This window comes from Verrucomicrobiia bacterium (assembly GCA_036405135.1).
Lineage (GTDB): Bacteria > Verrucomicrobiota > Verrucomicrobiia > Limisphaerales > JAEYXS01 > JAEYXS01.
Genome location: DASWYF010000022.1, coordinates 62,346 through 87,394, shown reverse-complemented (window position 1 = coordinate 87,394; position 25,049 = coordinate 62,346). Strand labels below are relative to the sequence as shown.

25 protein-coding genes are annotated in these 25,049 nt (G+C 55.6%); 15 read left to right on the top strand and 10 right to left on the bottom strand.

The genetic code is table 11. From position 1 onward, the window contains the following. Position 1: 1 nt before the first annotated feature. The gene (locus tag VGH19_10880) at positions 2 to 925 is read right to left on the bottom strand and encodes a farnesyl diphosphate synthase (GenBank protein HEY1171865.1); all 924 of its coding nucleotides are present in this window, start codon (positions 923 to 925) and stop codon (positions 2 to 4) included. A 110-nt stretch (positions 926 to 1,035) separates the two neighbouring features. On the opposite strand from VGH19_10880, the gene VGH19_10875 reads away from it, so the two are divergent. Then, entirely contained in the window at positions 1,036 to 1,260 is a 225-nt protein-coding gene (locus tag VGH19_10875; protein HEY1171864.1) for a DNA-directed RNA polymerase subunit omega, read from the top strand. A 79-nt stretch (positions 1,261 to 1,339) separates the two neighbouring features. Then, positions 1,340 to 1,795: an SsrA-binding protein SmpB gene (gene smpB / locus VGH19_10870; protein ID HEY1171863.1), complete on the top strand. Its 456-nt coding sequence runs from the start codon at positions 1,340 to 1,342 to the stop codon at positions 1,793 to 1,795. Positions 1,796 to 1,977: 182 nt separating this feature from the next. On the opposite strand, the gene rpmB is transcribed toward smpB, so the two are convergent. After that, positions 1,978 to 2,238, bottom strand: a complete 261-nt coding sequence (gene rpmB / locus VGH19_10865; protein HEY1171862.1) for a 50S ribosomal protein L28 — start codon at positions 2,236 to 2,238, stop codon at positions 1,978 to 1,980. Between the two features lie 317 nt (positions 2,239 to 2,555). On the opposite strand from rpmB, the gene rplM reads away from it, so the two are divergent. The 4 genes from rplM to argC are packed head-to-tail and all read left to right on the top strand — an operon-like array spanning position 2,556 to position 5,026. Continuing rightward, entirely contained in the window at positions 2,556 to 2,990 is a 435-nt protein-coding gene (gene rplM, locus VGH19_10860) for a 50S ribosomal protein L13 (protein ID HEY1171861.1), read from the top strand. A gap of 18 nt (positions 2,991 to 3,008) precedes the next feature. After that, on the top strand, positions 3,009 to 3,404 hold the full coding sequence (gene rpsI, locus VGH19_10855) for a 30S ribosomal protein S9 (GenBank protein HEY1171860.1): 396 nt from the start codon (positions 3,009 to 3,011) through the stop codon (positions 3,402 to 3,404). Positions 3,405 to 3,464: 60 nt separating this feature from the next. Next, on the top strand, positions 3,465 to 3,953 hold the full coding sequence (locus VGH19_10850; GenBank protein ID HEY1171859.1) for a GNAT family N-acetyltransferase: 489 nt from the start codon (positions 3,465 to 3,467) through the stop codon (positions 3,951 to 3,953). Between the two features lie 8 nt (positions 3,954 to 3,961). After that, positions 3,962 to 5,026, top strand: coding sequence for an N-acetyl-gamma-glutamyl-phosphate reductase (gene argC / locus VGH19_10845; GenBank protein ID HEY1171858.1), 1,065 nt, complete (start codon positions 3,962 to 3,964; stop codon positions 5,024 to 5,026). A gap of 115 nt (positions 5,027 to 5,141) precedes the next feature. Here argC and VGH19_10840 read toward each other — a convergent pair whose 3' ends face one another. The 7 genes from VGH19_10840 to VGH19_10810 are packed head-to-tail and all read right to left on the bottom strand — an operon-like array spanning position 5,142 to position 12,977. Continuing rightward, a complete protein-coding gene (locus VGH19_10840; GenBank protein HEY1171857.1) occupies positions 5,142 to 5,429 on the bottom strand; it encodes a TMEM14 family protein in 288 nt (95 codons plus the stop codon). A 31-nt stretch (positions 5,430 to 5,460) separates the two neighbouring features. Beyond that, complete coding sequence (locus VGH19_10835) at positions 5,461 to 5,640, bottom strand: CPXCG motif-containing cysteine-rich protein (protein HEY1171856.1); 180 nt, start codon at positions 5,638 to 5,640, stop codon at positions 5,461 to 5,463. Positions 5,641 to 5,684: 44 nt separating this feature from the next. Then, positions 5,685 to 6,305: a dephospho-CoA kinase gene (gene coaE / locus VGH19_10830; protein ID HEY1171855.1), complete on the bottom strand. Its 621-nt coding sequence runs from the start codon at positions 6,303 to 6,305 to the stop codon at positions 5,685 to 5,687. 52 nt (positions 6,306 to 6,357) lie between these two features. Further along, on the bottom strand, positions 6,358 to 7,659 hold the full coding sequence (locus VGH19_10825) for a hybrid sensor histidine kinase/response regulator (GenBank protein ID HEY1171854.1): 1,302 nt from the start codon (positions 7,657 to 7,659) through the stop codon (positions 6,358 to 6,360). A 21-nt stretch (positions 7,660 to 7,680) separates the two neighbouring features. Further along, the gene (locus VGH19_10820; protein HEY1171853.1) at positions 7,681 to 8,922 is read right to left on the bottom strand and encodes a hybrid sensor histidine kinase/response regulator; all 1,242 of its coding nucleotides are present in this window, start codon (positions 8,920 to 8,922) and stop codon (positions 7,681 to 7,683) included. Positions 8,923 to 8,931: 9 nt separating this feature from the next. Continuing rightward, a complete protein-coding gene (locus VGH19_10815) occupies positions 8,932 to 11,625 on the bottom strand; it encodes an ATP-binding protein (protein HEY1171852.1) in 2,694 nt (897 codons plus the stop codon). 2 nt (positions 11,626 to 11,627) lie between these two features. Beyond that, positions 11,628 to 12,977: a class I SAM-dependent methyltransferase gene (locus VGH19_10810; GenBank protein HEY1171851.1), complete on the bottom strand. Its 1,350-nt coding sequence runs from the start codon at positions 12,975 to 12,977 to the stop codon at positions 11,628 to 11,630. A 416-nt stretch (positions 12,978 to 13,393) separates the two neighbouring features. On the opposite strand from VGH19_10810, the gene VGH19_10805 reads away from it, so the two are divergent. Then, complete coding sequence (locus tag VGH19_10805; protein ID HEY1171850.1) at positions 13,394 to 14,614, top strand: outer membrane protein transport protein; 1,221 nt, start codon at positions 13,394 to 13,396, stop codon at positions 14,612 to 14,614. 65 nt (positions 14,615 to 14,679) lie between these two features. On the opposite strand, the gene metF is transcribed toward VGH19_10805, so the two are convergent. Next, entirely contained in the window at positions 14,680 to 15,570 is an 891-nt protein-coding gene (metF, locus tag VGH19_10800; protein ID HEY1171849.1) for a methylenetetrahydrofolate reductase [NAD(P)H], read from the bottom strand. Between the two features lie 193 nt (positions 15,571 to 15,763). On the opposite strand from metF, the gene VGH19_10795 reads away from it, so the two are divergent. The 8 genes from VGH19_10795 (at position 15,764) to VGH19_10760 (ending at position 25,021) form a co-directional block, all read left to right on the top strand. After that, the gene (locus VGH19_10795) at positions 15,764 to 16,189 is read left to right on the top strand and encodes a hypothetical protein (protein HEY1171848.1); all 426 of its coding nucleotides are present in this window, start codon (positions 15,764 to 15,766) and stop codon (positions 16,187 to 16,189) included. Positions 16,190 to 16,198: 9 nt separating this feature from the next. After that, positions 16,199 to 17,341 carry an S-methyl-5-thioribose-1-phosphate isomerase gene (gene mtnA / locus VGH19_10790; protein ID HEY1171847.1) on the top strand — a complete coding sequence of 381 codons (1,143 nt, stop codon included), beginning with the start codon at positions 16,199 to 16,201 and terminating at the stop codon, positions 17,339 to 17,341. Between the two features lie 127 nt (positions 17,342 to 17,468). Further along, a complete protein-coding gene (locus VGH19_10785; GenBank protein HEY1171846.1) occupies positions 17,469 to 18,722 on the top strand; it encodes a sialidase family protein in 1,254 nt (417 codons plus the stop codon). A 123-nt stretch (positions 18,723 to 18,845) separates the two neighbouring features. Continuing rightward, a complete protein-coding gene (locus tag VGH19_10780; GenBank protein HEY1171845.1) occupies positions 18,846 to 20,387 on the top strand; it encodes a sulfatase in 1,542 nt (513 codons plus the stop codon). 194 nt (positions 20,388 to 20,581) lie between these two features. Beyond that, entirely contained in the window at positions 20,582 to 21,295 is a 714-nt protein-coding gene (locus VGH19_10775; GenBank protein HEY1171844.1) for a Bax inhibitor-1 family protein, read from the top strand. A gap of 104 nt (positions 21,296 to 21,399) precedes the next feature. Further along, positions 21,400 to 22,431 (top strand): exo-alpha-sialidase, encoded by a 1,032-nt coding sequence (locus tag VGH19_10770; protein HEY1171843.1) that lies wholly within the window; start codon positions 21,400 to 21,402, stop codon positions 22,429 to 22,431. Beyond that, positions 22,428 to 23,444, top strand: a complete 1,017-nt coding sequence (locus VGH19_10765) for a sialidase family protein (GenBank protein ID HEY1171842.1) — start codon at positions 22,428 to 22,430, stop codon at positions 23,442 to 23,444. The genes VGH19_10770 and VGH19_10765 overlap by 4 nt, the downstream gene beginning before the upstream one ends. Then, the gene (locus tag VGH19_10760; protein ID HEY1171841.1) at positions 23,441 to 25,021 is read left to right on the top strand and encodes an alkaline phosphatase D family protein; all 1,581 of its coding nucleotides are present in this window, start codon (positions 23,441 to 23,443) and stop codon (positions 25,019 to 25,021) included. Before VGH19_10765 ends, VGH19_10760 begins: the two co-directional genes overlap by 4 nt. The last annotated feature ends 28 nt before the right edge of the window (positions 25,022 to 25,049 follow it).

The following is a 25,049-nucleotide window of genomic DNA, read 5'->3' as shown; positions in this document are numbered from 1 at the left end:
CTCAGTTATCCCGCTTCAGCAGATAGCTCGCGATGCTTTCGAGCGCTACAGCTTTGCCCTTGAACGGCTTCAATGCAGCGAAGGCTTTGTCGGTGAGTTGCTTCGCGATCTTTTGGGATTTCTCCAGGCCGACGATGGAGGGATAGGTGGCTTTTTGCGCGGCGGTGTCTTTGCCGGCGGTCTTGCCGAGCTTCTCGCTTGTCTGGGTAACGTCGAGGATGTCGTCGATGACTTGGAAGGCGAGGCCGACGTTGTAACCGAAATCGGTGAGGGCTTGGAGTTGAGCAGGCGTGCAATTCGCGCTCATGCCGCCGAGGCGCACGGAGCAGCAAAGGAGCGCGGAGGTCTTGCGCTCATGGATGTAGCGCAGCTCGGGCACGGAGAGCTTCTTCCCCTCGCCTTCCAGATCCGCAGCCTGACCAGCGATGAGTTGCAGGGAGCCGGAGGCTTTCGCGATCTCCAGCACCAAGTCCTTATGCGAGTAGCGCGGCCAACCTTTGCTCAAAGCGGCGATCTCGAATGCTTGGGTCAACAGAGCGTCACCGGCGAGGATGGCCATGCCTTCGCCATACACCTTATGGTTCGTCAGTTTGCCGCGACGGTAATCGTCGTTATCCATCGCGGGGAGATCATCATGGATCAGCGAGTAGGTGTGGATGCATTCCACGGCGCATGCGAGCGGCAAGGCAGGTTCGATCTCGCCACCACAGGCTTCCGCGGCCGCGATGCACACGGCCGGGCGGATGCGCTTGCCACCGGCGAAGATGGAGTAGCGCATGGATTCATGCAGCACGGCGGGTTTGGTCTTCGCTTTGGGCAGAAATTTATCCATCGCGTCATTCACTTGCGCGGTGCGCTCGGTGAGATAGGCGCTCAGATCAAAAGTCACGTTTTTGCTCGCGGACTTGGCGGAATTGGTCGGCATGGGGAGGTTTTCTACGGAAACCTGCCCCTCCGCGCAAGCGAATGAATGAATTTTCCTGTTGCTTCCAGCCATTAGCACAGTAAGTTTCCCCGCTCTCGAAGACAGAGACTATGAACGCTGAAATCACTCGCAAAGCCCTGGATAAGGTTGGAAACCCGAATGTTTTGATCAACGTGGTGTCACGCCGTGTGCGCCAGTTGAACTCGGGTGGCGGCAGCGGTCGTCCGTTGATCCAAGACGCAGCCGGTCTCGGTGCAGCAGATATCGCCATGCGCGAACTGGCCGAAGACAAGCTGGCCTACGAGCAGACGATGGACATCACGGATTTCGAATAAGCAAAGAGCAAGAGGGGTTGAACCCCGGCAATTTCACGGCAGCCAGGAGGTTCACTCTTCCTGGCTGTTTTATTTTCTCATGGCGGATATATTGACCAATTCCAAAGCCCGGCGCGATTATACCATCCTCGAGACCTACGAGGCGGGCATCGTGCTGCATGGCACTGAAGTGAAGGCCTTGCGCGCCGGCAAGGGCCAGATCAGCGATTCCTTTGCCCGGGTGGAGAAAGAACAGGTCTATCTCTACAACGCCCATATCGACGAATACACGCAGGGCAACCGCTTCAATCACCAGCCCAAGGCCCCCCGCAAGCTGCTGCTGAACAAGAACGAGATCCGCAAGTTGTATGAGCTGGCCTCAATCAAGGGCAATACGCTCGTGCCGTTGAGCTTTTACTGGAAAAACAACAAGGTGAAGGTCCAGCTCGGCGTGGGTCAAGGCAAGGAAAAGAGCGATAAGCGTGAGGATTTCAAGAAGCGCGATGATGAGCGCGAGATGAAACGGGTGACGATGAAGTATATGAAGGGGCGGTGAGCGGGAGGAATGCGCTTTTCAAGGCATTGGAAGCATCGTTTATTCCACTTCACTGCTTCAGATCGGAGAACAATTCAAGATTCAGTCAGGGCTCGAGGGGATTCTCGCCCTGCTGATTTTGATAAAAGAAAAAGGCGGAGAAATTATTCTCCGCCTTTGCAAATTGGTTATGCGAAAATGGCTTAGGCCGCAGCGGGCTTCTTCCAAGTGCGCTTGGCCGGCTTGGTCACGAGACCTTCCTTGATGGCCTTCGCGGTCACGCGGATGTAGCGAACTTCGCCGTCCACCACAGCCTTCACGCGTTGGAGGTTCGGGAGGAAACGGCGCTTGGTGATCGCCGTGACGTGGGTGCCGATACCGCCTTTTTTCTTGGCCTTACCAGAGCGCCAGATGTGACTGCCTTTGATGGGGCGCTTGCCTGTCAGTTCGCAAATTTTCGACATAAACTCTAACTTTTATCTGTTAAAAGAGTGCGAACAGTAATCATCCACCCCTCCCTGTGCAAGCCCGAATTAAAAATTTTTTCAACAGCCTTTCCCAACTCGCCTAACCACCCAACGGGAGCCTTTTTAGGTCCAGCTACCATACATAGTATGACACAGTTCAGAAACCACAACCAACTGGCGGATTGCGAGCCGATCTGAACGGCGTAATCTCTCCCGAAATGGTCATTCATGCACATTTAACATTTTCTCGTAAATGTGTGTTGACTGAAAGAAGCCATTTGATATTGTCCCGGCTCTTTCGAAATCGAAATTGGATGAAAACGTATTTGCCGAAGATTAATCAGGACCAGAAGAAGTGGCACGTGGTGGATGCCGACGGAGCTGTCCTTGGTCGTGTCGCTGTCCAGGTTGCCAACATCCTGCGCGGCAAGAACAAGCCCGTCTTTACCCCTCACATCGACGCTGGTGATTTTGTAGTCGTTATCAACGCGGAAAAGATCGCCGTGACTGGTAAGAAGGAAACGGAAAAGGAATTTATGTCCTACTCCGGCTGGAAAGGCGGCGAGAAGTATAAGACCGTCTCCCAAGTCCGTGAGAGCCATCCTGAGCGCCTCATCATGCATGCCGTGAAAGGCATGCTGCCGAAGAACCGTTTGGGTGCCCGCATGCTGACGAAGCTGAAGGTGTACAAGGGTACTGAACATCCGCACAAGGCGCAGCAACCTGCCGCCCTCGCTCCCGCGAAGTAATTTTAATTTTACCCAGATATGGCTACTACCTCTGAGTTTTTGGGCACAGGCCGTCGCAAGACCTCGGTCGCCCGTGTGCGCCTCGCCTCCGGTTCCGGCAAGATCACCGTGAACGGTCGCGAATTGAACGCTTATTTCATGACAGACACCCAGCGCGCGCTGGTGCTGCAACCCCTGAGCATCACGGATACGGCCAGCAAGCTGGACGTGAATGTGAACGTCAAGGGCGGCGGTCCTGTCGGCCAAGCTGGTGCGGTCCGTCATGGTATCGCCCGCGCTTTGCTCAAGTTTGATGCAAACTTCCGCGCTGCCCTCAAGACTGAAGGCACGCTGACCCGCGATTCCCGTATGAAGGAACGCAAGAAGTACGGTCAGCCGGGTGCGCGCAAACGCTTCCAATTCAGCAAACGCTAATTCTGGAACAAGTTTCACAAAAACCCCGCTGGCCTCCAGCGGGGTTTTTTGTTTTTACCTATGGCCACCATCCCTGCCCCATTCGAGAAGCAAGTCGGCGAGATTCTTATCTCCACTGATAAATCGCGTCTAGACCGTGACTTCATCCATGGCGAACTAAGCCGCACTTACTGGGCTGCAGGCATTCCGCATGAAGTGGTGGAGCGTTCGATCGAAAACTCCCTGTGCTTCGGTGCCTATCTGGCCGGACAGCAAGTGGGATTCGCCCGAGTCGTCACAGACCAAGCTACATTCGCGTGGTTAAGTGACGTCATTGTCGCAGAGCGGGAACGTCAGCATGGCATCGGCAAAGCGCTGGTGAGCACGATCATCACTCATCCTGGTCTGCAAGGCTTGCGGCGGTTCATGCTGGGCACCAAAGATGCGCAGGGGCTCTATAAGAAGTTTGGGTTCCAGATCGTGGAAGACACCGGCTTCTTCATGCAAATCTTCAATCCTAACCCATATGTTGCAAAACTCTGCTTGCCAAAAGAGGCGGCAGGAAATTGATTGTCGCCATGTCGAAAACTGTTCGTGTCGCTATCGTTGGAGCCTCTGGTTATTCCGGTGAAGAACTTGTGCGTCTGCTGCTGCGTCATCCGCACGCCGAATTGACCGCGGTGACCTCCCGCCAATCCGCGGGCAAGAGCATTGCGGAAGTGTTCCCGAAGTTCGCCCATTATCCGAAAGCACGGGATCTGCACTTCTCCGATCCCAATGTGGAGCTGCTCGCCAAGCAAGCAGATGTCGTATTCCTCGCCCTGCCCCATGGCGTCGCAGCGGAGTTCGCTATTCCACTGCTCCAGCTTGGCTGCCGTGTCATCGACCTCAGCGCGGACTTCCGCCTCAAGAGCGCGGAGGTTTACAAAGAATTTTACGCACATGACCACCCGGCTCCCGATCTGCTCACGAAGTCCGTGTACGGCTTGCCGGAAGTGTATCGTAACGAGATCAAGTCTGCGCAGCTCATCGCTTCGCCGGGTTGCTATCCTACGAGCATCTTGTTGCCGATCATCCCGTTGTTGAAAGCGGGATTGATCAAGCACACCGGCATCATCGCCAATTCGATGAGCGGCGTGAGCGGCGCGGGTCGCAAGGCGGAGATTGATTACCTCTTCGTAGAGTGCAATGAGAGTGTGCGTTCCTATGGCCTCCCGAAGCATCGTCACCTCTCTGAGATCGAGCAGGAATTGTCGAAGGCAGCCGGAGCACCTGTCACCATCCAGTTCACACCGCATCTCATCCCGGTGAACCGTGGTATTCACAGCACTTTGTATCTCGCGCCAGAAAAGCATTTCAGCACGGAGACAGAAGCGGCGGAGCTGAATGCGAAGATCAAAGCGTGCTACCAGCAGGCTTATGCGAACGAGCCGTTCGTGCGCGTGCTGGAAGGCAAGGCATTGCCGGACACCAAGAATGTCGTAGGAACCAACATGGTGGAACTCGCGTGGCGTCTGGATGTGCGCACTGGCCGTCTGATCGTTCTCAGCGCGGAAGACAACATCGTGAAAGGCGCGAGCGGACAGGCGGTGCAGAGCTTCAATATCCTCGGCGGATTCCCGGAGATGTCAGGACTAATCTGACCCATGTAGCTGCCGAGGTAACGAGGCAGAACTAACCAACTCGCTAAAACAGTTGAATCGTTAAAATGGGTTTCAGCCCGTTTTAACGATTCACTTTTTTACGATTTAACGCCGTTCAGATATGACGCAGTGCCAAGGCCACTACCGTCAGGATGCACATCATGCCTGACGGCATGAACTTCTTGTTCTTGGCGAACTTCATCCCGAAGAAAACCAGCAGAAAAGCCAACACCACATCCGCCGCGTAAGGCCAAGAGATAACGCCTAGGGCGCAGATGGCCAGAATCGCCGCAAAGATGCTTGAGGCGATGAGCGAAGCCTTGCTACCAGCCTTGACCAAGCCCATCACTCCGCCGATGACGAGCAACACGATGTAAATCCACAAAACAGTATTCGGTGACATAAAAATTTAAAACAACGGGCAGGACTTTCAATCAATCGGCGCTCACATCCAAGCTCAGAATCTCGCCGCCGGAACATTCCACATGCACGCTAAACGGGCGGCAGCAGACTTCACAATCCGTGGTGAAAGTCTGACTACGCACGGTAGCATCCAGCACAAGGGTGCTTTCACCGCCGCAATAAGGGCACGAGACTGAAGCATCATCTTCCATGAATCAAAGAAGCCGTAGTTGGCCTAAAAAGCAACTGCAGCGATTTACTCGCCAGCAGTCTCATCCAAGAAATAGTCAGCGGGTTTCACTGGAGGGATGATACGATCGAGCTGTTCGGCCAGCGTATCCAAATCGCCTTCGTTCCAGATGACGTAATTGGCACGGTTCATCTTTTTTTCCAAAGGCAGTTGAGATGAAATACGCTGGTTGATGTCCACATCTGACCAGCCGCGCTGATACAAGCGCTGCCTCTGCGTTTGCTCAGAACAGCCCAGGCAAATGACGGCATCAAAGCTGGTTTGGGCATTCGTCTCGAAGAGCAACGGAATCACCACGACACCCACCGGACAACCTTGCTGACGCCATTGTTGCGTTTCCGTTTCCCACGCCTGACGGATGCGAGGATGCAAAATCCCTTCAAGATCTTTGCGGGCAGCTTCGTCCCCGAACGCGATACGGGCGAGGGCGCGCCGGTCCAGATGCTCGCCTTGCAGCACGCCATTACCGAAACGGGCGACGATCTCCACTAAAGCAGGCTGGCCTGGCTCGACCAGTTGACGGGCGAGATGATCCGTATCCGTGACCATCACGCCGCGGTTGCGCAATATCTCCGCAGCTGCGCTTTTGCCCGCACCGATCCCGCCCGTTAATCCGTAAAGCTTCATGAGAGTTCATGTACACACCAATACGGACAGGGAAAGCAAGCAAGCCTCAAATTCACTCCGGCAGCAGGGAAGCCGGGGTGCAGGGAATGGTCAGCGTAAAGATCGCGCCATGGCCATAATGGCTCTCCACTCGTAGCAAGGCTTGCGTCTCAGAGATGAGATGGCGCACGACGGAAAGGCCTAGGCCGGTGCCCTGGCCCGCCTCGCGTACGGAGAAATACGGCTGGAAAATACGGCCTAATACGGCTTCTGGTATACCTACGCCATTGTCACGCACTTCGATGACAACAAACGGACCTTTGTTCAGAAACCGCTCCTCATTCACCACTTTGGCACCATGGCTGGATTCGAGTTTGTCGGCAGACAAGTTTTCATTCTCCATGCGCGCATGAACCCACACATGATGATGACGGGCCGTGCAAGTAAGTGCGTTATGGATGAGATTGATGAGCACCTGCTCCAGATCGAGGGCGTTCACCGGTAGCATCACATTGCCTGCACTGTTCACGATCTCCAGTTCGTGCTTCTTGACGGCCGGATGGAACGAAAGAAGTTCATCAACATTCTTCAGCACTGAGCCGAGGTAGGCTTCCTTCTCGCTGTGGGCACGCTGGCGGAAGAGATCCATGTAACGGCGGGAGATTTCCAAGCAACGTTCCACATGCTTTGAAAGCTGGGCCACATCCTTCCGCATGGCTGCCAGCTGTTCGCCGTTCACGAAGGTCACCCCGCTCAGCCGTTCCCCCATCATCTCGGCCATGCCTGAAACGACAGTCAACGGACTGTTAAGATCATGAATGATGCCGGCGTAGAGTTCGCCTTTCATCTGCGAGGAACGAACGGTCTTTCGCTGGCCCTCGATCTCTTCCTGCAGGGAATTGAGGAGGCGGGCTGTTTCTTTGATACGACCGGCGGCGTTACGATGCTCCATCGCGGCGGAGACGACCTTGCGAATCTCATCCACACCGAATGGTTTCACGAGGTAATCCCGCGCACCTAGGCGCAAGGCCTGCCGCGCAGTTTCCAGCGTCTGATAAGCGGTAAGGATGATGACCTCGATGGCCATATCCATCTGCTTCAACCCCGCCAGAACATCAATACCAGAAACGCCCGGCATACGGATGTCCACGATGGCGGTGTCCACCACATGATTGCGTGCCAGTTCCAGAGCTCGTTCCCCATTTTCCGCGATGAGCAGCTCATAATCATCTCCGAACACCATGCAGAGGGCTTGTCGGGGGCTCTCATCATCGTCCACGATCAACAACGTACGACGGTGCTTGGCTCCGCCTGCCATATCCGCCTGTGCTTCATGCGTCACAGGCCTCTCTGCGTTATTGTTCGTGCTCTTCATGATCGGTGCGTTTGAGCCGGTTTATTCGCCAGACAGTAGCTTCTCCCACAAGGCGTCGTTCAAAAGCACCTTGTTGATGAAATCGCGATCATCATTCCCCACAGGCACGGAAGATTTTTCCAACGGGAATGTGAGCGTGAACTTGGCCCCCTTGGGCGAGCGGGATTCCGCGCGAACGCGACCACCCAAGTGATAAGCCAAGAAATAAAACGCCATCAGGTTGATGCCGAAATCTTCCGGATGACCGCTGCGGGCAAAAAACGGATCGAACACCCGACGCAAGGCTTCGGCAGGCAAGCCGGGACCATCATCCTCGACGACGAGCTTCACGCCATTTTCCTGAGACTCCGCGGACAAGGTAATGTGACCGCCAGCCGAGAGCTGGGCGATCGTCTCCTGCATCAGCAACTGGAGCATGCGCGTCAGTTGCGGACGCTCGGTGTTCATCGCCGGCAGATTCACCGGCACGTTGTTCGTCACGGCGATCTTGCGGCTCGTCAGAACAGGCTCCAACGTCTTGAGCGCTTCGATGACCACCTCAGACAGGTTCACGCTTTGGAGCGCGCCGCTGTTGGCGTTGAGCAGGCCGAGATTGTCGAGCTGGGCGGAGATGCGCTCCACCTGCACGCGGACGTGATCGTAGAAATCACGCCAGAAGTTCGGGTTGCGCAGTTCATCCATCGCCATCTTCTCCTCCTGCAACTTGGCCGGAGCCAGATCGAGGAAGGTGCGCACGGCCACCAGCGGATTGCGCAGATGATGGCTCAAGCCCGCTGCCATCACGCCGAGGCTGACGACGCGGTCCGTGATCATCATGTTGTGCAGCACGGAAAGTTTCTCGCGCATCAACTGGTCACGCTCGTGCTGGACGATGAAGAATTCGATACCACGCTTCAAAGTCGTTTCGAGCTGTGGGATGTCCCACGGTTTGGTGACGTATTTGTAGATGGCACCGGTATTCACAGCGTCGATGGCGGCATCGAGATCGGAATAAGCGGTGGCCAGAATACGGATCACACGCGGGCTGATCGCACGGGCCTTCTCCAGAAGCTGCACACCTTTTTCACCGGGCATGCGCTGATCCGTCATCAACACGGCGATGGAGTCGCGGTTCGCCTCAAAGATCTGCAGACCTTCTGCTGCATTAGGGGCTGTCAAAATGCGAAATTCATCGGCGAAGGCGCGGGAGAAATACTTCAGGGACTTCTCCTCGTCGTCTACATAAAGGACCGCGTATTTTTTGTAGTCGTACAGATTCTGCATATATGTAAATCAGGATACGGCCTCTAGGGCTTCTTTCTTAACAGCTTTCAATGGGAATTCGAGTATAAATTCGGTGAACTTGCCGGTTTCAGTATTCACCTGTATGCGGCCTTCATGTTGCTGCATGATGCGATAGCAGATGCTCAGGCCGAGGCCCATGCCCTGCCCGACGTCTTTCGTAGTGAAAAACGGGTCGAAAATCTTGTCGATGACGTGGCTTGGGATGCCGGGGCCATTGTCCCGCAGGATGAGATGGTAATGGTATTCGGTGACCTTTTCCTCGATCCAGATGGCGGGCTTGTCCCCCCGTTCGCCCCGGCCCTTGAGAGCGTCGAGCGAATTCTGCAGCAGGTTCATGAGCAACTGCAGCAAGGTGCTTTCATTGCCCATGACGATCTGCTGGGCGTTGAAGCTCTGATGCAGTTCCACATGATCTTTCAGCTCGCCCGAAAGAAAACGCAAGGCAGCGGCTACCGGTTTGCCGATCTCCACTTCATCCAGCTTGTCTTCACGCGGATGGGTGAAGGTCCTGAGGTCGGAGACGATGTCCTTCACGCGATTGACACCGTCTTCAACGTCCTTGAGCACCTCGTTGAAATCTTCCAGTTCTTTTTCCGGAACGTACTTCGATTTTTTGCGCAGCGTGAACAGGCCGGTTTTGGCGTAGTTCAGCGGGTTGTTGATCTCGTGGATGATGCCCGCGCTCATACGGCCGAGGGAGGCCATCTTCTCCGTCTGCACGAGCTGCGTCTCAGTCTCTTTCAACTGCTCCAGCGTGGCCTCAAGCACCTGATTTTGACGGGCGAGCTTGCGCTGCATCTGATAAGCACCGACGAGGTTGCGCAGGCGCACATGCAATTCGGTCACGGAAAACGGCTTGGTGAGGAAATCACTCGCACCGTGGGAGAGCGCATTCAGTTTCGTATCTTCATCCGCGCGGGCGGTGAGCAGCAAGACGGGGATGTTCTGCGTGGTGCTCTTGGTGCGGAGTTCCTTGCAGACCTGCACGCCATCCATCTCCGGCATCATCATGTCGCACAGAATGATGTCCGGCTGGAACTGGGCGGCGAGTGCGATGGCCTGGCGGCCGTCGGCGGCTTCCAGGACTTCGTACTCGGCGACCAGTTCGGACTTCAGGTAGCGCAGCATGTCGGGCTCATCATCCGCGATGAGCACCTTGGCCCGTTGGCCGTTCACGCCGATGGGTTGCAAGGGACGGATGCTGTCCTTGAGCGCGGTGAGCGAGGGGAAAAGTTCCGCACGACGATACAGACCTTGGAGCCATTCGCCTTGGGGCGAAGGATCAGGCGGCTGTGCGTCTTGGGACACGACAGGTTCTGGTGTAATGACAGGCATCTGTGGAGACACAGGTACAGTTTTTTCCTCCCTGCCCACAGCTGCCGGGAGACGCACCGCCATGGTGGTACCCACGCCTTCCTTACTGGCAACGGCAACTGATCCGCCCTGAACTTCAACTAATTCTTTCACCAAAGCAAGACCGATACCGGTTCCCTGATACTTTCTTTGTGCTGAGGTATCCGCCTGCCAGAAACGGGTGAACAGGTAAGGAATATTGGCTTCGGCAATACCAACACCGGTATCCACCACCTCTATCTGGGTAAATTCTCCGTCTTTCCTTGCTTTTATGATGACCTGCCCTTTGGCCGGAGTGAACTTGATGGCATTGAAAACCAAGTTGAGGAGAATTTTTTCCAGCTTGTCCCGATCCGTCACAATCGCGGTGACCGAGGGATCCACTTGGGCGGAGATATGGACGCGCTTATCATCCGCCATTTTCTGAACGGAGCTGCGCAGGCCTTTAAGAAAGTCTTCCAAATTCACTGAGTCCCGCCGCACATCCATGTGACCGGACTCGAGCTTCACGAGGTCCAAAAGGTCATTGATGAGTTTCAGAAGGCGCAGACCGTTGGCTTCCATCGTAGACAGCCATTCACGAGTTTGTTCATCGAAGTTATGCGCCTTCTGGCGGCGCATGGTTTCGATGGGAGCCAAAAGCAATGTCAGCGGTGTACGCAGTTCGTGGCTGATATTGGCGAAGAAACGGGTCTTCACCTCATCCAGCTCCTTCAGCTTTTTGTTCGCATCCTCCAAGACCTGTTTATTGCGGTCCAGTTCGAAGCGCAGGGCGAATTCACGGTAACGAGTATCCCCGGTGTAATAGCTGGAAACGACGACGATGAGGCCGGTCAGGATGAGGAAGTAGAGGTTATTAAACACCAGTGGGAAATCATGCGTAGTGCCGATCATGAGCACCGCCACCGCATACATGGCCGTCACCAAAAGCCAGGCGAGGAGATTTTCAAAATAGGTCCAAGGGAGGAACAATCCGGCACCGATCAACACGATGTTTAAACCCGCGTAATAAGGCGAAGTGACATCATCTGAGGCGTAAATCATACCCGCGATGAAAAACGCCGGGAGCATGTACCAAATCATCCCCAACACGCGGTAGTTTCGATCACCGAACTCCGTATTGAAGGCGGAACGGACGATGCCGACGTAGATGGAGCACAGTATGCGCAGCCACAGGAACTCCCAGACCAGTTGCGGATAGACCAGATAATCGAGCGTGAAGCCAGCCGGCATCAGGATCATCGCCCAAACAGCTCCGAGGCGCGAATTGCTGATCCGCACCTTCTTGTCGTATTCGGCAAAGGCTGTTTTGACGTCCTGCTGGTTCACGATCAGAGAGGCTTGCGGACTTCCACGAAAATATTGGCACCGGTGTGATCAGCCTTCACAGAATACATCCCTTGAGTGCTTTCATCGGGGATCAGCGTGCCGAGCTGCTTGTCATCGCGATACACCAAGTGCCATTCAAAGATGTACTCCATGATGTTCTTGATCGGATTGCATGAATCCACATTCGTGGCCACCACCAAACCACCGGGCGCAAGCTGTTCGTAGAAGATCGTCATGAGACGCTTGCAGATACGGTCGCTGAGGTAATCGAACAACCCGGCGCAATAGATGAAGTCATATTGCTGGCCCAGAGACATCGGCTTGCCGCCCTCTTTCAGGATCTGATGCACCGATTTCTTGGTGAACTGGAGGCCGGTGAAGCGGCGATAACGCGCCTTCACCTCGTTCAGCTTCTGGCCGGTGGATTCGAGTGTTTCATCATTGAAATCCAGCAGCGTCAACTGCGCGCGGTCACAGATGTCATCCTGTTGCAGGAAATCGTGGATCTCCTTGGCCGGACCGCAGCCAAGATTCAGCACCCGGCAAGGACGGCCCAAGCGCGTGACGCGGCGGGTTTCTTCAGCAAGACGTTGGGTGAGGTATTTGACGCGGTTGCGATGCGCTTCGGCAGGAGCCTGATTCAGGATGTAGACATTCAGGATCTTGGCGAAGAGCGAGCTGCCTTCATGCGGGTCGCGCAGAATCATGTTCACCATCTCGTAATCACCAGCATAACCCAAAGGCTTCTGGTAAATACGATACATGAACGGCGAGCACAGCAGCAACGGGTGCAACTGCCGTTTCACATAAGTGCGGTGAATTGGTTGCAGCTCGGTGTCGATCTTCTGGGCGATGTCCTCGAACCGCACAAAGAGATCATTCACCACGGGTAACATGGGGCTGCTCAGCTCGGCGATGACTTCGCGCTCGCGTTGCTGGCGGTCTGCACCGGGATCGGAGCGGATGCTCAGCTCCACCTGCTCCAGCCAGCGTCGCAGATCGGCCAACAAGGTCTGCATATCCGCGACGACGACCTTGAAATCCGGCGTGACGCGCTGGTTTTTGCTCCATTCGGTGATGAAATCCTTGAATTCATCACGCAACCGGTTGGGTTGAGTGCTGGAAACAAGGAAATCGACGTCCACCCACGCTTCATCAAGCGTGGTTTCACAAACGAGCACGATGCCCGTGTTCACCAGATTGCTGACGACAGCACGGCCCGAGTACACAAGCCGGTCCCGGATAATGATCCGGAAATCAGAAAGCACCTCGGACAGCTGGAGGATGCTGTAAGGGTTATAGACTTCGAAAACAACCAGATAGCGAGTCAGGCGCAGGAGGGTCGCACGCACTTCTGCGCCTTGGCTGTTTCGGCAGACTATAAAGCTATCCCGATCTCGGGAAGGCGATGTTATGACATTTTCGTTTTCCATTTGATACGTCCGCCACGGTTAGCCCGTTGATATAAAAAAGCACACCAATCCTCCCCCTCAAGAATAGGTAAATGGATACCAGAACCATTCGGCCCCGGACAATGTTTTTTCTTCTCCAAGACAAGAACTTGCAAATTATTTTGACCAACCTTTTTTTTGACTGAAAGAAATTTCCGCACAAACAGGTACAAAGACAAAGGAGTTGATGACCAAGTGTTTCATTAACTGAAAACATAGGAACTTATCGTCAAATTTTGCTCTATGGTGAACAGAATGATGATAATAAGATTTTTTGCTTTCATACAAGAGCGACATCGGTCTACTAGAAAACTATCATGCGGACCCCAACTCCAACCAACACACGCCCGCTCTGTTTGCTGACATTGGCCGCAACCAGCCTGTTAGCAGTACAAAACACCCAGGCGATCGGTTTTCGGATCGTCAACCAGGATGCAGCGGCCATTGCCCGTGGCAATGCGTTCACCGCCACCGCAGATACACCGGCAGCGATGTATTACAACCCTGCCGGCATCACCCAGATTGAAGGCACTCAAGCCCAACTGGGATTCTACATCACCTCCGTCAATTCAACATACCACTCACCCGCAGGCGGCAAAGCCCACTCTCTCTTCGAGGTGCAACCGGTGCCGCAAATGTATTTGGTGCACTCTCCAAAAGAGAGCGATCTCTCATTCGGCTTGGGAACATATGCACCTTATGGATTAGGCATCGAATGGCCGGAAGACAGCGGTTTTCGCACGCTCGCGCTGGAAGGTCGCCTGATGTATACCACCGTGAATCCAGTGGTGGCATGGCAGGCACTTCCCTCGCTATCGATCGCAGCCGGACCGACCTTGAATTATGGCCGCGTGGAATTGCGCCAAGGCATCTTCCTGCCAACGGCGGGTGATGAGTTCAAATTCAAAGGCACAGATTTCGCCTATGGGTACACGGTTTCCGCCCGTTGGCAGCCCACTGAGAAGCTGGCGTTCGGTATAAACTACAAATCCAAGTCGGAGATGACCTTCCGCGGCCATTCCGTGGCGATGCCATACACTGCCGAGGAAACCACTCGGGCGACCATACCCTTCCCACAATACATCATGGGCGGCGTTTCCTATCGCCCCACGCCGGACTGGAATTTTGAATTCAATGTGGATTGGACGGATTGGGACTCACTTAACACCGTGACATTTGAAAAATCTTCCGGCAACACTCCGTTCGCCTTCAACTGGCAATCCTCGTTCCTCTACGAGTTCGGCATCACACGCAAGCTGAAGGACGGCTACTTCGCCAGCATCGGCTACTTCTACAGCGGCAACTCCACTTCTGCAGTGAATTTCAACCCGCTGACGCCTGACACCAATCTGCACGTGGGCAGTCTCGGCATAGGACGTCAGTTGGAGAAATGGTCTTGGGCGGTCTCTTATCAGATCATCACCGGGCCAAAGCGTACCATCACCGGAAGCACCCCCTCCATCGGCGGCCAGTCTGCAGACGGTACATACAAATTCTTCAACCACTCACTCAACATCGCGGTGGGTTACGGCTTCTAAGCTAGCTTAAGACAAAACGAAAAGCCGCGCCCTGGATGGACGCGGCTTTTCCAATTACTGGAGCGTTATCTGGCCAAATTGAGATTCTTCACGATGCGCATCGTGGAAGCCGCCTTGTTCAAGGTGTAGAAGTGGATACCGGGAACACCGTTCTTCAACAGTTCCTGGCATTGTTCTGTGGCATATTCGATGCCGTATTCCTTCGCCGCTTCGTCGTTATCGCCGATCTGGTCGAGGCGGTTGACGAGCTTGGAAGGCAATTGCGCACCGCACAGCGCGGTGAAGCGCTTGATCTGCGAACCGCTCATCACCGGAATGATACCGGGGATGATGGGCACTTTCACACCGAGCTTGGTGAGGTGATCGCGGAACTCAAAGAAATCGGCATTATCGAAGAACAACTGGGTGATAACGAAGTCCGCGCCTTTATCGATCTTGTTCTTCAGGCGTTGCCAATCAACCTGTTTGCCTTCCTTGCAAGCGATGTGGCCTTCTGGAAAACCGGCCACGCCGATGCAGAATTCGTTCATCTGCTGGATGAATTCCACGAGTTCGTAGCTGAACTCGAAGCCGCCCTCAGTCTTTACGAAACCGCCCGTGCCGCCCGGAGGATCTCCGCGCAGGGCCAATATGTTTTTAATGCCCAGATCTTTCGCCTGCTTCAACACAGCAGCCAGTTCATCCTTCGTGCTGTTCACGCAGGTGAGGTGGGACATGGCGGTGAGCTTATGCTCGCGCTGGATGCGGTCTACAATCATCAGCGTCTTGTCGCGCGTGCTGCCGCCTGCACCGTAGGTGACGGAGCAGTAATCAGGGCGGAGGGACATGAGTTCGGGAATCGTCTTCTCCAAGAGAGACGCGTCACCTTCCGCCGTTTTCGGTGGGAAGAACTCGAACGATATGGCCGGACGTTGCGCCTGGGCGCACGCCTTATGGATGTCCCGTATCAACTGCATTGTGCTGGTTATTATGCGCTTAACCGGGTTAAGCGCAAGGCCGGTTGCGACGAAGTGATCACTAATGTCCGGAATGTTGCACATCCCGATACCGGTTCGGCCAGCACCTGGATCTGACTACCGTGCCCTACCTAGCTTCCACACAACCCCTTGACGAACGGCCCAAGCTCGTCTTGATTGGCGGTGAAGTAGTATGCCGAAAAAGACCACGACGACCAAGCAACTCTCCCGCGAACAACGGCGTGACCTGGACATCGAAATAGGTTTTCTGGAAGGTGTTGTCCGGCGCGATCCCCAATACGAGGAAGCCCTCCAGATCTTGGGCGATGACTACACCGCCCGCGGCCGTGTGACCGAAGGCCTCCATGTGGACGAACAGCTCGCCCAGTTGCGACCGGAAGATCCATTGGTCTTCTACAACCTCGCCTGCAGTTACGCCCTCATGAAGGATTATGAGAAGGCCATCAAGACCCTCGACCACGCCATGGACCTCGGCTATCGCGACTTCCACTGGCTCTCCCGTGATGAAGACTTGAAAGAACTGCGCAAGCATCCCCTCTTCAAGCCCATGCGCGAACGCATCAAGAAACTCAAGGGCGGCAAATCTTCGGGCAAATAATCTGAACGCATGAACGTACGCACGGGCCGCAAGGTGCAGCACTACCGGACGGTAGGCTTCGATGAATCAAAGAACTCCGTGGTGCTCATCGAGCAACGCCTCCTGCCTCACGAGTTCCAGCTTATTCACACCAGGAACTTTCGCGACACCGCCGTCGCCATTCGCGACATGATCGTGCGCGGTGCTGGAGCCATCGGAGCCACCGCCGCCTACGGCCTCGCCCAAGGCGCCCGAGCCTTCAAAGGCAATGACCTCGCCAAGTTCCAAAAGCACGTGGACGAAGTCTTCACCGTCCTCAAAGAAGCGCGCCCCACCGCGGTCGATCCCGTGAACGCCATGCTCGATGTCCGCGCGCAAATGGCCGCTGGCACCACTGTGGCCGAGCAACAGACCCGTGCCCTGCACGCCGCCCATCACTTCGCCGATGACGATGTGGAGCATTGCCACGCCATCGGGAAACTCGGTGCGCCCTTGATCAAAGAAGGCATGCGCGTGCTCACCCATTGTAACGCCGGCTGGCTCGCCTTCGTAGACATCGGCTCCGCCACCGCCCCCATGTATGAAGCGCAGGCACAGGGTAAAAAGTTTCACGTCTTCTGCGATGAAACGCGTCCCCGTTGCCAAGGCGCCTCGCTTACCGCGTGGGAACTTTCGCAACAAGGCATCAGCCACTCCGTCATCGCGGATAACGCCGCCGGTCACCTCATGCAACGCGGCGAGATCGACATGGTCATCGTGGGCAGCGACCGCACCCTCGGCCGCACCGGTGAAGTCGCCAACAAGATCGGCACATACACGAAAGCCGTCCTGGCCAAGCGTCACAAAATCCCCTTCTACGTTGCCATTCCACTTTCCACCATTGATTGGGACATGCGCTCTGGTTTCGACATCCCTATCGAAGAACGTCACGAAAGCGAAGTTCTTGGCGCATGGGGCATCGCTCAAAGTGCAAAGGGCAAAGTGCGCGGCGCGAAACAGGTTGGTGAGAGGACTTACGTCCGCATCGGCAACCCCGACAGCCATGCCCGCAACCCCGGCTTCGACGTGACACCTCCCGACCTCATCACCGGCATCATCACCCCCGCAGGCATTTTCAAGCCCAAGGAGTTATGGAAACGCCGGAAAGAACTGGGCCATCAAGACGATTCGTAGTTGATAAATTGAACGGCAACTAGTGCCGCCGTAGTTCATTGGGAGCTTGTCATTCGGCTTCATCCAGATTTGGTCTGGTGCATTTTTCCTTTGCTCTCCCCTACTTCACCATGGTCGAATCAATCCCATGCTCCGTTTCAACTCCTTGGCCACCGCTGTCGTCTTGAGCCTCACCGGCCTGACCCTTTCCCTTTCCGCTGCCGATAACAAACCCGCGACCGTTAATACAAACTTGGTCGCCGCCGATATCCTCCCGCTCGCTCTCGAATCCGTCCCCACGAACGTCAATCCCGGCCCTGAATACTCCGCCGCACAACTCGACTACGCCATGGTCATCGGCATGGACCGCACGCCGAAAGGCCGTATCTGGGCTGCGTGGGTCGCGGGTGGCGATAGCCACAAAGGCCTCTTCGTCGCCGCTTCCAGCGATGATGACGGCAAGACATGGTCCGCCACGCGCTTGGTCATTGATCCCACCGATTCTCCCACAGGCATCCCTCGCCGCGCCCTCGTCGGCAATTTCTGGACCGATCCCACCGGCAAGCTCTGGCTTTTCTACGATCAATCCATGGGCTACTTCGATGGCCGCGCCGGTGCTTGGGCTATCACCTGCGATAATCCCGATGCCGATAAACCCGTCTGGTCCGCTCCGTTCCGCATCTGGCACGGTGCCACCCTGAATAAACCCATCGTAATGAAAAACGGTGAATGGCTCATGCCCATCTCTCTCTGGGGTCGCAATCATATCGGTCCTGCCCTCTTCAAAAACGAATTCCCTGAACTCGACGATCTCCGCATGGCGAATGTCTTCGTCTCGAACGATCAAGGCAAAACCTGGACCCGCCGTGGCGGTGTGAAAGTCCCGCAAAGCCAGTTCGATGAACACATGTTTGTGGAATTGAAAGACGGCCGCCTCTGGCTCCTGGCCCGCACCACCTACGGCCTCGCCGAAAGTTTCTCTTCCGATCAAGGCCGCACGTGGACCGATGCCCAGCCCTCAAAGATCAAACACATCAACGCCCGCTTCCACCTGCGCCGCCTCGCCTCCGGCAAACTGCTCTTAGTGAAGCACGGCGAGATTGATGAACGCACCGCCAAGCGCTCTCACATCCGCGCTTTCCTCTCTGATGACGAAGGCCAGACCTGGAAAGGCGGCCTCCTGCTCGATGAACGCACTGGCGTCTCCTACCCCGATGGCTTCCAAGCTCCCGATGGCACCATCAACATCATTTACGATCATAACCGCGCCAAAGATCGCGAACTTTTCATGGCCAAATTCACCGAAGAAGACATCCTCGCGAGCAAAATCGTCTCCAACAAAGGCCAGCTAAAGATGATAGTCCACAAAGCATTGGGCAACCCAAGCCGCACAACCGAGTAATCACGCGCCCTAGATTTGGTGTTTGATGTGCCTCTGGTGTTGGGAGCTTTGGATTTGGGATTTATCTTTGCATAAGAAATTTTCTCCCGAAACCTCCTCGCCTCTGCTACCGTCTTTCCACTCATGAAAGCGACCTCCACTCGTTGGTGTTTCCTGCTGTCTCTGTTCATCCTCACCTTGGCGCACACCCATGCCGCCGAGAAATACAATGTCCTCTTTATCTCCGTGGACGACATGAACAACACCCTCGGTTGTTACGGCGATCCGCTTATCAAAACCCCGAACCTCGACAAACTCGCCGCCCGAGGCGTCCGCTTTGACCGCGCCTATTGCCAATTCCCCTTGTGCAGCCCCAGCCGCAGTTCCTTGATGACCGGCCTGCGTCCCGACACCACCCAAGTCTTCGATCTGCAAAAACATTTCCGCAGCGTCGTGCCCGATGCCGTCACGCTCTCACAACATTTCCAGAATAACGGCTACTACGCCGCGCGCGTCGGCAAGATCTACCACTATGGCAACCCCGGCCAGATCGGCACCGATGGACTGGATGACGCCCCTTCATGGAATCATAAGATAAACCCCAGTGGTCGCGACAAGGTCGAGGAAGCCAAGATCACCAACCTCACGCCCAAGCGCGGCCTCGGCAGTTCGCTCAGTTTCATGGCCTCCGAAGGCACCGATGAAGAACAGACCGATGGCATGGTCGCCACTGAGGTCATCAAGCTCATGGAGACGAACAAGGACAAGCCCTTCTTCCTCGCCGCTGGATTCTATCGTCCTCACTGCCCTTACGTTGCGCCCAAGAAATATTTCGACATGTATCCATTGGAAAAGATCACCCTGCCGCCCATTTCTGAAAGTGAGTTCAAAGATGTCCCCGCCGCTGCGCTCGCTTCCACCAGTCCACGGCCCTATTTCGGCGTAACGGCTGACGAAGCGCGTAAGGCCAAACAAGCCTACTTCGCCACCATCACCTTCGTAGATGCCCAAGTCGGTCGTCTGCTCGCAGCTTTGGACCGCTTAAAGATCGCGGACAAGACCGTCATCGTCTTCTGGAGCGATCACGGTTATCACTGGGGTGAGCACGGCCTGATGATGAAGCAGAGCAACTTCGAAGAATCCGCGCGCGTCCCCTTGCTCATCGCCGGTCCCGGTGTGAAAGCCGCACCAAAAGGCTGCCAACGCACTGTCGAATTGCTCGATCTCTACCCCACGCTCTCAGATCTCTGCAATCTACCCAAACCCACCAAGGTCCAAGGTGTAAGCCTCCAGCCCCTCCTGCAAGACGCCACCGCCAAGTGGGATCGCCCTGCCTACACGCAAGTCGCCCGTGGCGGCACACCCGGTCACTCCGTCCGCACTGAACGCTGGCGCTACACCGAATGGGACAATGGTAAGGTCGGTGCCCAGCTCTACGATCATCAGAACGATCCCAAAGAACTGAACAACCTCATCAACGACCCGAAACATGCGGGTGTCGTCGCCGAGATGAAATCCCTCGTCCAAAAGAACTGGCCCGCCAACTCCTTCTCCAATCAAGCGCCCGCCAACGACGGCAAGAAAAAAACAAGAAGAAGAACGCGTAAGGCTCAGTTACAAACTTATTGTGGCACAAGCAACCGCCTACCAAGCGATTACTTGCATCCCAGACGCGGCAAATGTTAACCCCCTCTCCCCAAGGGAGAGGGCCGGGGTGAGGGGAAAGGCGACTTTCCTGAGTAAAGGCCGCGTTCGTTACTGTTTCCATCATTCAAAGCACACTAATAGCCGCCTGAAAACTTGCCTTCCTCACATTCTTAGACTACTAATCTCCCCGTTGTAATTAACAACAAGGAAGCCGTAACCAGGTTCCACACAATATGAACGAACACGCATTTTCTGCTCCGTATATGGCCTCGGAAGCGCCCGCTGAACAGCGCGCGCAATTCATCCGTCGCACTTATCTGCATCTCGCCGCCGCCATCCTGTTCTTCACAGCACTTGAAGTGTCGTTGTTCAAGAGCGGCATGGCTGATTCCATCCTGAAGATGATGGTGGGCGGCAAATACACCCCATTGATCGTGTTAGCCCTTTTCATCGGCGCTTCCTTTCTGGCCAATTGGTGGGCCAGGTCAGATAGCTCGCCCGCACTGCAATACGCTGGCCTTACGCTCTATGTCATCGCAGATGCCATCATCTTCGTGCCGATCCTCTGGTATGCGCAGAAATTTAGCGGCCCTACCGTGCTGCCCATGGCGGCATTTTTCACGCTCCTCCTTTTCGCCGGCCTGACTTTGTCTGCCTTTATCACCCGGAAGAACTTCTCATTCCTCGGTCCAATCGTGACCATTGCCAGTTTGATCGCCTTGGGCGTGGCGGTCGCGAGCATGATCTTCGGCTTCAATCTCGGCATCTTGTTCTCCGCAGTGATGGTTCTGATTGCTGGTGCATCGATTCTTCACACCACTTCGAACATCATCCATGAGTACCGTCCAGACCAGCACGTGGCTGCTTCCCTGGCTTTGTTCGCTGCCGTAGCGATGCTCTTTTACTATATCCTGCGCATCCTCATCGAGCTCACGGGCCGCCGATAATCACTGGATAAAGTTTTCACCAAACGCCGGACGTCACAACGTCCGGCGTTTTTTCTTTTTCACTTACTGAATAAATCACGCTACCATCGCTTCCATACTTAAGCATGAAGAACCTCATCGCACTCACCTTGCTTTGCGTCGCCACTCTTGCTGCCACCGCACAAGAAGCCATACTGCTGGAGACCACGAAGATCTGGGATAAGGGAAATCATAACGCCTTTACCGATCTCATCCGTTTCAAAGGCCGCTGGTATTGCACCTTCCGCGAAGGCGAAGCACACGTCTCGCCCAAGGCAGACCTGCGCATCCTCACCTCGAAGAACGGCCGGGAGTGGCTCTCGGCCAGCGTCATCGAGATGAAAGGCCACGATCTGCGCGACCCCAAGCTCAGCGTCAGTCCCGATGGCAAATGGCTCGAAGTCCTCGGCGGCGATGTCATCCGTGAAGGCAACAAAGCCGCCACCTCCACCCGCAACTTCATCGCCCGATCCAAGGATGGCATCACCTGGAACCGCTTCGATTATGTCGGTCCCGATCAGGAATGGCTCTGGCGGGTCACTTGGAATAAAGGAAAGGCATACGGTGTGGCCTATGATGTCCGTCCCGATACCCGTGCTTCCGGCAAATTCTCCTCCAAACTTTATGTCTCGGAAGACGGCGTGCGTTTCGATCCCCTTGCCGATCCGCTTTGTGAAGAAGTTGGCGCGAATGAAGCCACCATCCGCTTCGCCAAAGATGGCACGGCGTATGTTCTGCAACGTCGCGATGGCAAAGCCGGGGCCAATAGCGCCTTCCTCGGCATCAGCAAAGTGCCTTACAAAGAGTGGGAATGGAAAGACCTCGGCGTCTTCTTCGGCGGACCGAACTTCATCCAGATACCCGATGGCCGCTGGATCGCCGTCGGTCGTATGCTCCGTCCGGATGACAAAGGCAAGATCGTCGCCCGCACTACCGTCTGTGAATTGGATGTGAAAGAAGCCAAACTCCGCCCGCTCCTCGATCTCCCCAGCGGAGGCGATACCAGCTATGCCGGCCTGCAATACTACGGCGATCTCTGGATCAGTTACTACTCCTCGCACGAAGGCAAAACGAGCATCTACATGTCCAAGGTGAAACTTCCCAAGGTGAAGAAATGATCCGAGAGCAAGCCAGCATGACCCGCCGCCGATGGTTCCTTGCCACCAGCGGTTTGGCTTTGTCCAGCTATTTTGGTGTCGCGGCCGAAGCGAACGCACCAAAACTCCTCTCCGTCCAAAAGATTTGGGACTCTGCTCCGCACAACGCCTTCACCGACCTGCTCCACCATAAAGGCGAATGGTTCTGCGTCTTCCGTGAAGGAGCCAAGCACGCCTCACCCGATGGCAAACTCCGCGTCATCACTTCCCACGATGGCGAGAGATGGGAATCCGCTGCTCTGGTGGAATCTCCACTCGGTGATGCCCGCGATGCCAAGCTCTGCGTCACACCAGATGGTCGCCTCATGCTGAACGGCGCCATCGCCCTGAAAGATCAATCCCAGCACCGCCACCAATCCGTCGCGTGGTTCAGCGATGATGGCCGCAAATGGTCCGAGCCTTCACTGATCGGTGATCCCGATTTCTGGCTCTGGCGTGTGACGTGGCACGAAGGCAAAGCCTACACCATCGGCTACAACACGAACAAAGACCGCACCAAACGCTTCCTCCGCCTCTACCGCAGCGATGATGGCAAGAAGTTCGAAGTGCTGAATGAACGCTTGTTCGATCAGTCTTCTCCCGGTGAAAACACGATCCGTTTCTTGAAAGATGGCACAGCCCTCTGTCTCGTTCGCCGCGATCTCGAACCTTTTACTTCCCTGCCCGGCACCGCCAAACCACCTTACAAAGAATGGACATGGCGCGAGGGTCTGCCGCGCATCGGCGGCCCGAATTTCATCCAGCTTCCCGATGGCCGCTTGCTCGCTGCGGGCCGCAATCACGATGGCTCCATCCGAACCTCCTTGTTTTGGCTGGATGCCGAAAAAGCTACCTTGACCGAGTGCCTGAAACTTCCCTCCAAAGGTGACTCCAGTTACCCCGGATTAGTCTGGCACGAGGGCCAGCTTTGGGTTAGCTACTACTCCTCACACGAATCCAAGACCGCGATCTATTTGGCCAAAGTATCTTTATGAATCAGCCGCTGTATCCCTTGCTCTCGCCCAAGGCAATGAACCGCCGCTCCTTCCTGTTCACCACCACCTCGATCGCTGCCGCCGCATTGTGGTCTGGTCATGCGCTGGGTGCGGTCACCAAGAACCCCAAATTCTCCGCCTATCCTTTCCAACTCGGTGTCGCCTCGGGCGATCCCGATGATAAAAGCGTGATCCTCTGGACGCGCCTCGCACCAAAGCCGCTCGAAGAAGATTTTGGCATGACGCCGGACTCCATTGAGGTCTCCTGGCAGATCGCCGAAGATGAAGCCATGGCCAAGGTCGTGAAGAAAGGCACCGTCATTGCTTCACCGGATTGGGGCCATTCCGTACACGTGGAAGCGGATGGACTGAAGCCGGACCGCTGGTACTGGTATCAATTCAAAGCCGGCAGCGAGTTCAGCCCGAAAGGCCGAACACGCACTATGCCCCCGAAGAACAGCACACCTGAGCGCCTGCGCTTCACTTTCGCCTCCTGCCAGCATTACGAGACCGGCCTCTTCACTGCCTACGAGCACATGCTCAAGGAAGACCTCGATCTTGTGCTTCACCTCGGTGACTATATCTACGAATACGCGGGTATCGATAAACGGGTGCGCAAACACGTCGGCCCGGAATGCAAAACCTTGAACGGTTATCGCTCGCGTTACGCCCAGTATAAGGCGGACCCCGCCTTGCAAAACATGCACGCTGCCGCACCCTGGATCGTCACTTGGGATGACCATGAGTTCGACAACAACTGCGCGAACGACATCTCTGAGGAGAAAGGTGTTCTCCCCGCAGACTTCCTCATCCGCCGCGCCGCGTCGTATCAAGCTTACTACGAGAACATGCCCCTGCGGCGCTCTGCCTTGCCGAAAGGCCCGGACATGACGCTCTATCGCAAGCTGAACTTCGGCAAACTCGCTGAATTCCAAGTGCTCGATACGCGCCAATACCGCTCCGACCAGCCTTGTGGTGACGGCAACAAACCGCAATGCGATGAAGCGCTCGACCCAAGCCGCACCTTGCTCGGCGTCAAGCAACGCGACTGGCTTTTCAACAACCTCGGCAAATCCGCTTCCACTTGGAACATCCTCGCCCAGCAGATCATGATCGCCCGCGTGGACCGCAAGGCCGGTGCCGAAGTCGGCTACAGCATGGATCAGTGGCCCGGCTACGAAGGCGATCGCCGCAAGCTCCTGAAGTTCCTGCACGACCGTAAGATTTCCAATCCCGTCGCCCTCGCCGGTGACATCCACACGAATTGGGCAAACGAACTCATCGCAGACTTCGACAACCTCGACTCCAAGAGCGTCGCCACTGAATTCGTCGGCACCTCCATCTCCTCCAGCGGCGATGGCCTGAACATTCCGAAGAATCTCGACGCGCTCTATTCCGAAAACCCCTTCGTGAAATTCCACAACGCCGAGCGCGGCTACGTCCGCTGCGAAGTCACGCCCAAGCAATGGCGCACCGACTACAAGACCGTGGAATACGTCACCCGCCCCGGCTCACCAATGAACACGCGCCGCTCGTTCGTTGTAGAAAGCGGCCAGCCGAAATTGCAGAAGGCGTGATCCGCTTGCAAAAGCAAAGCGTATCGCT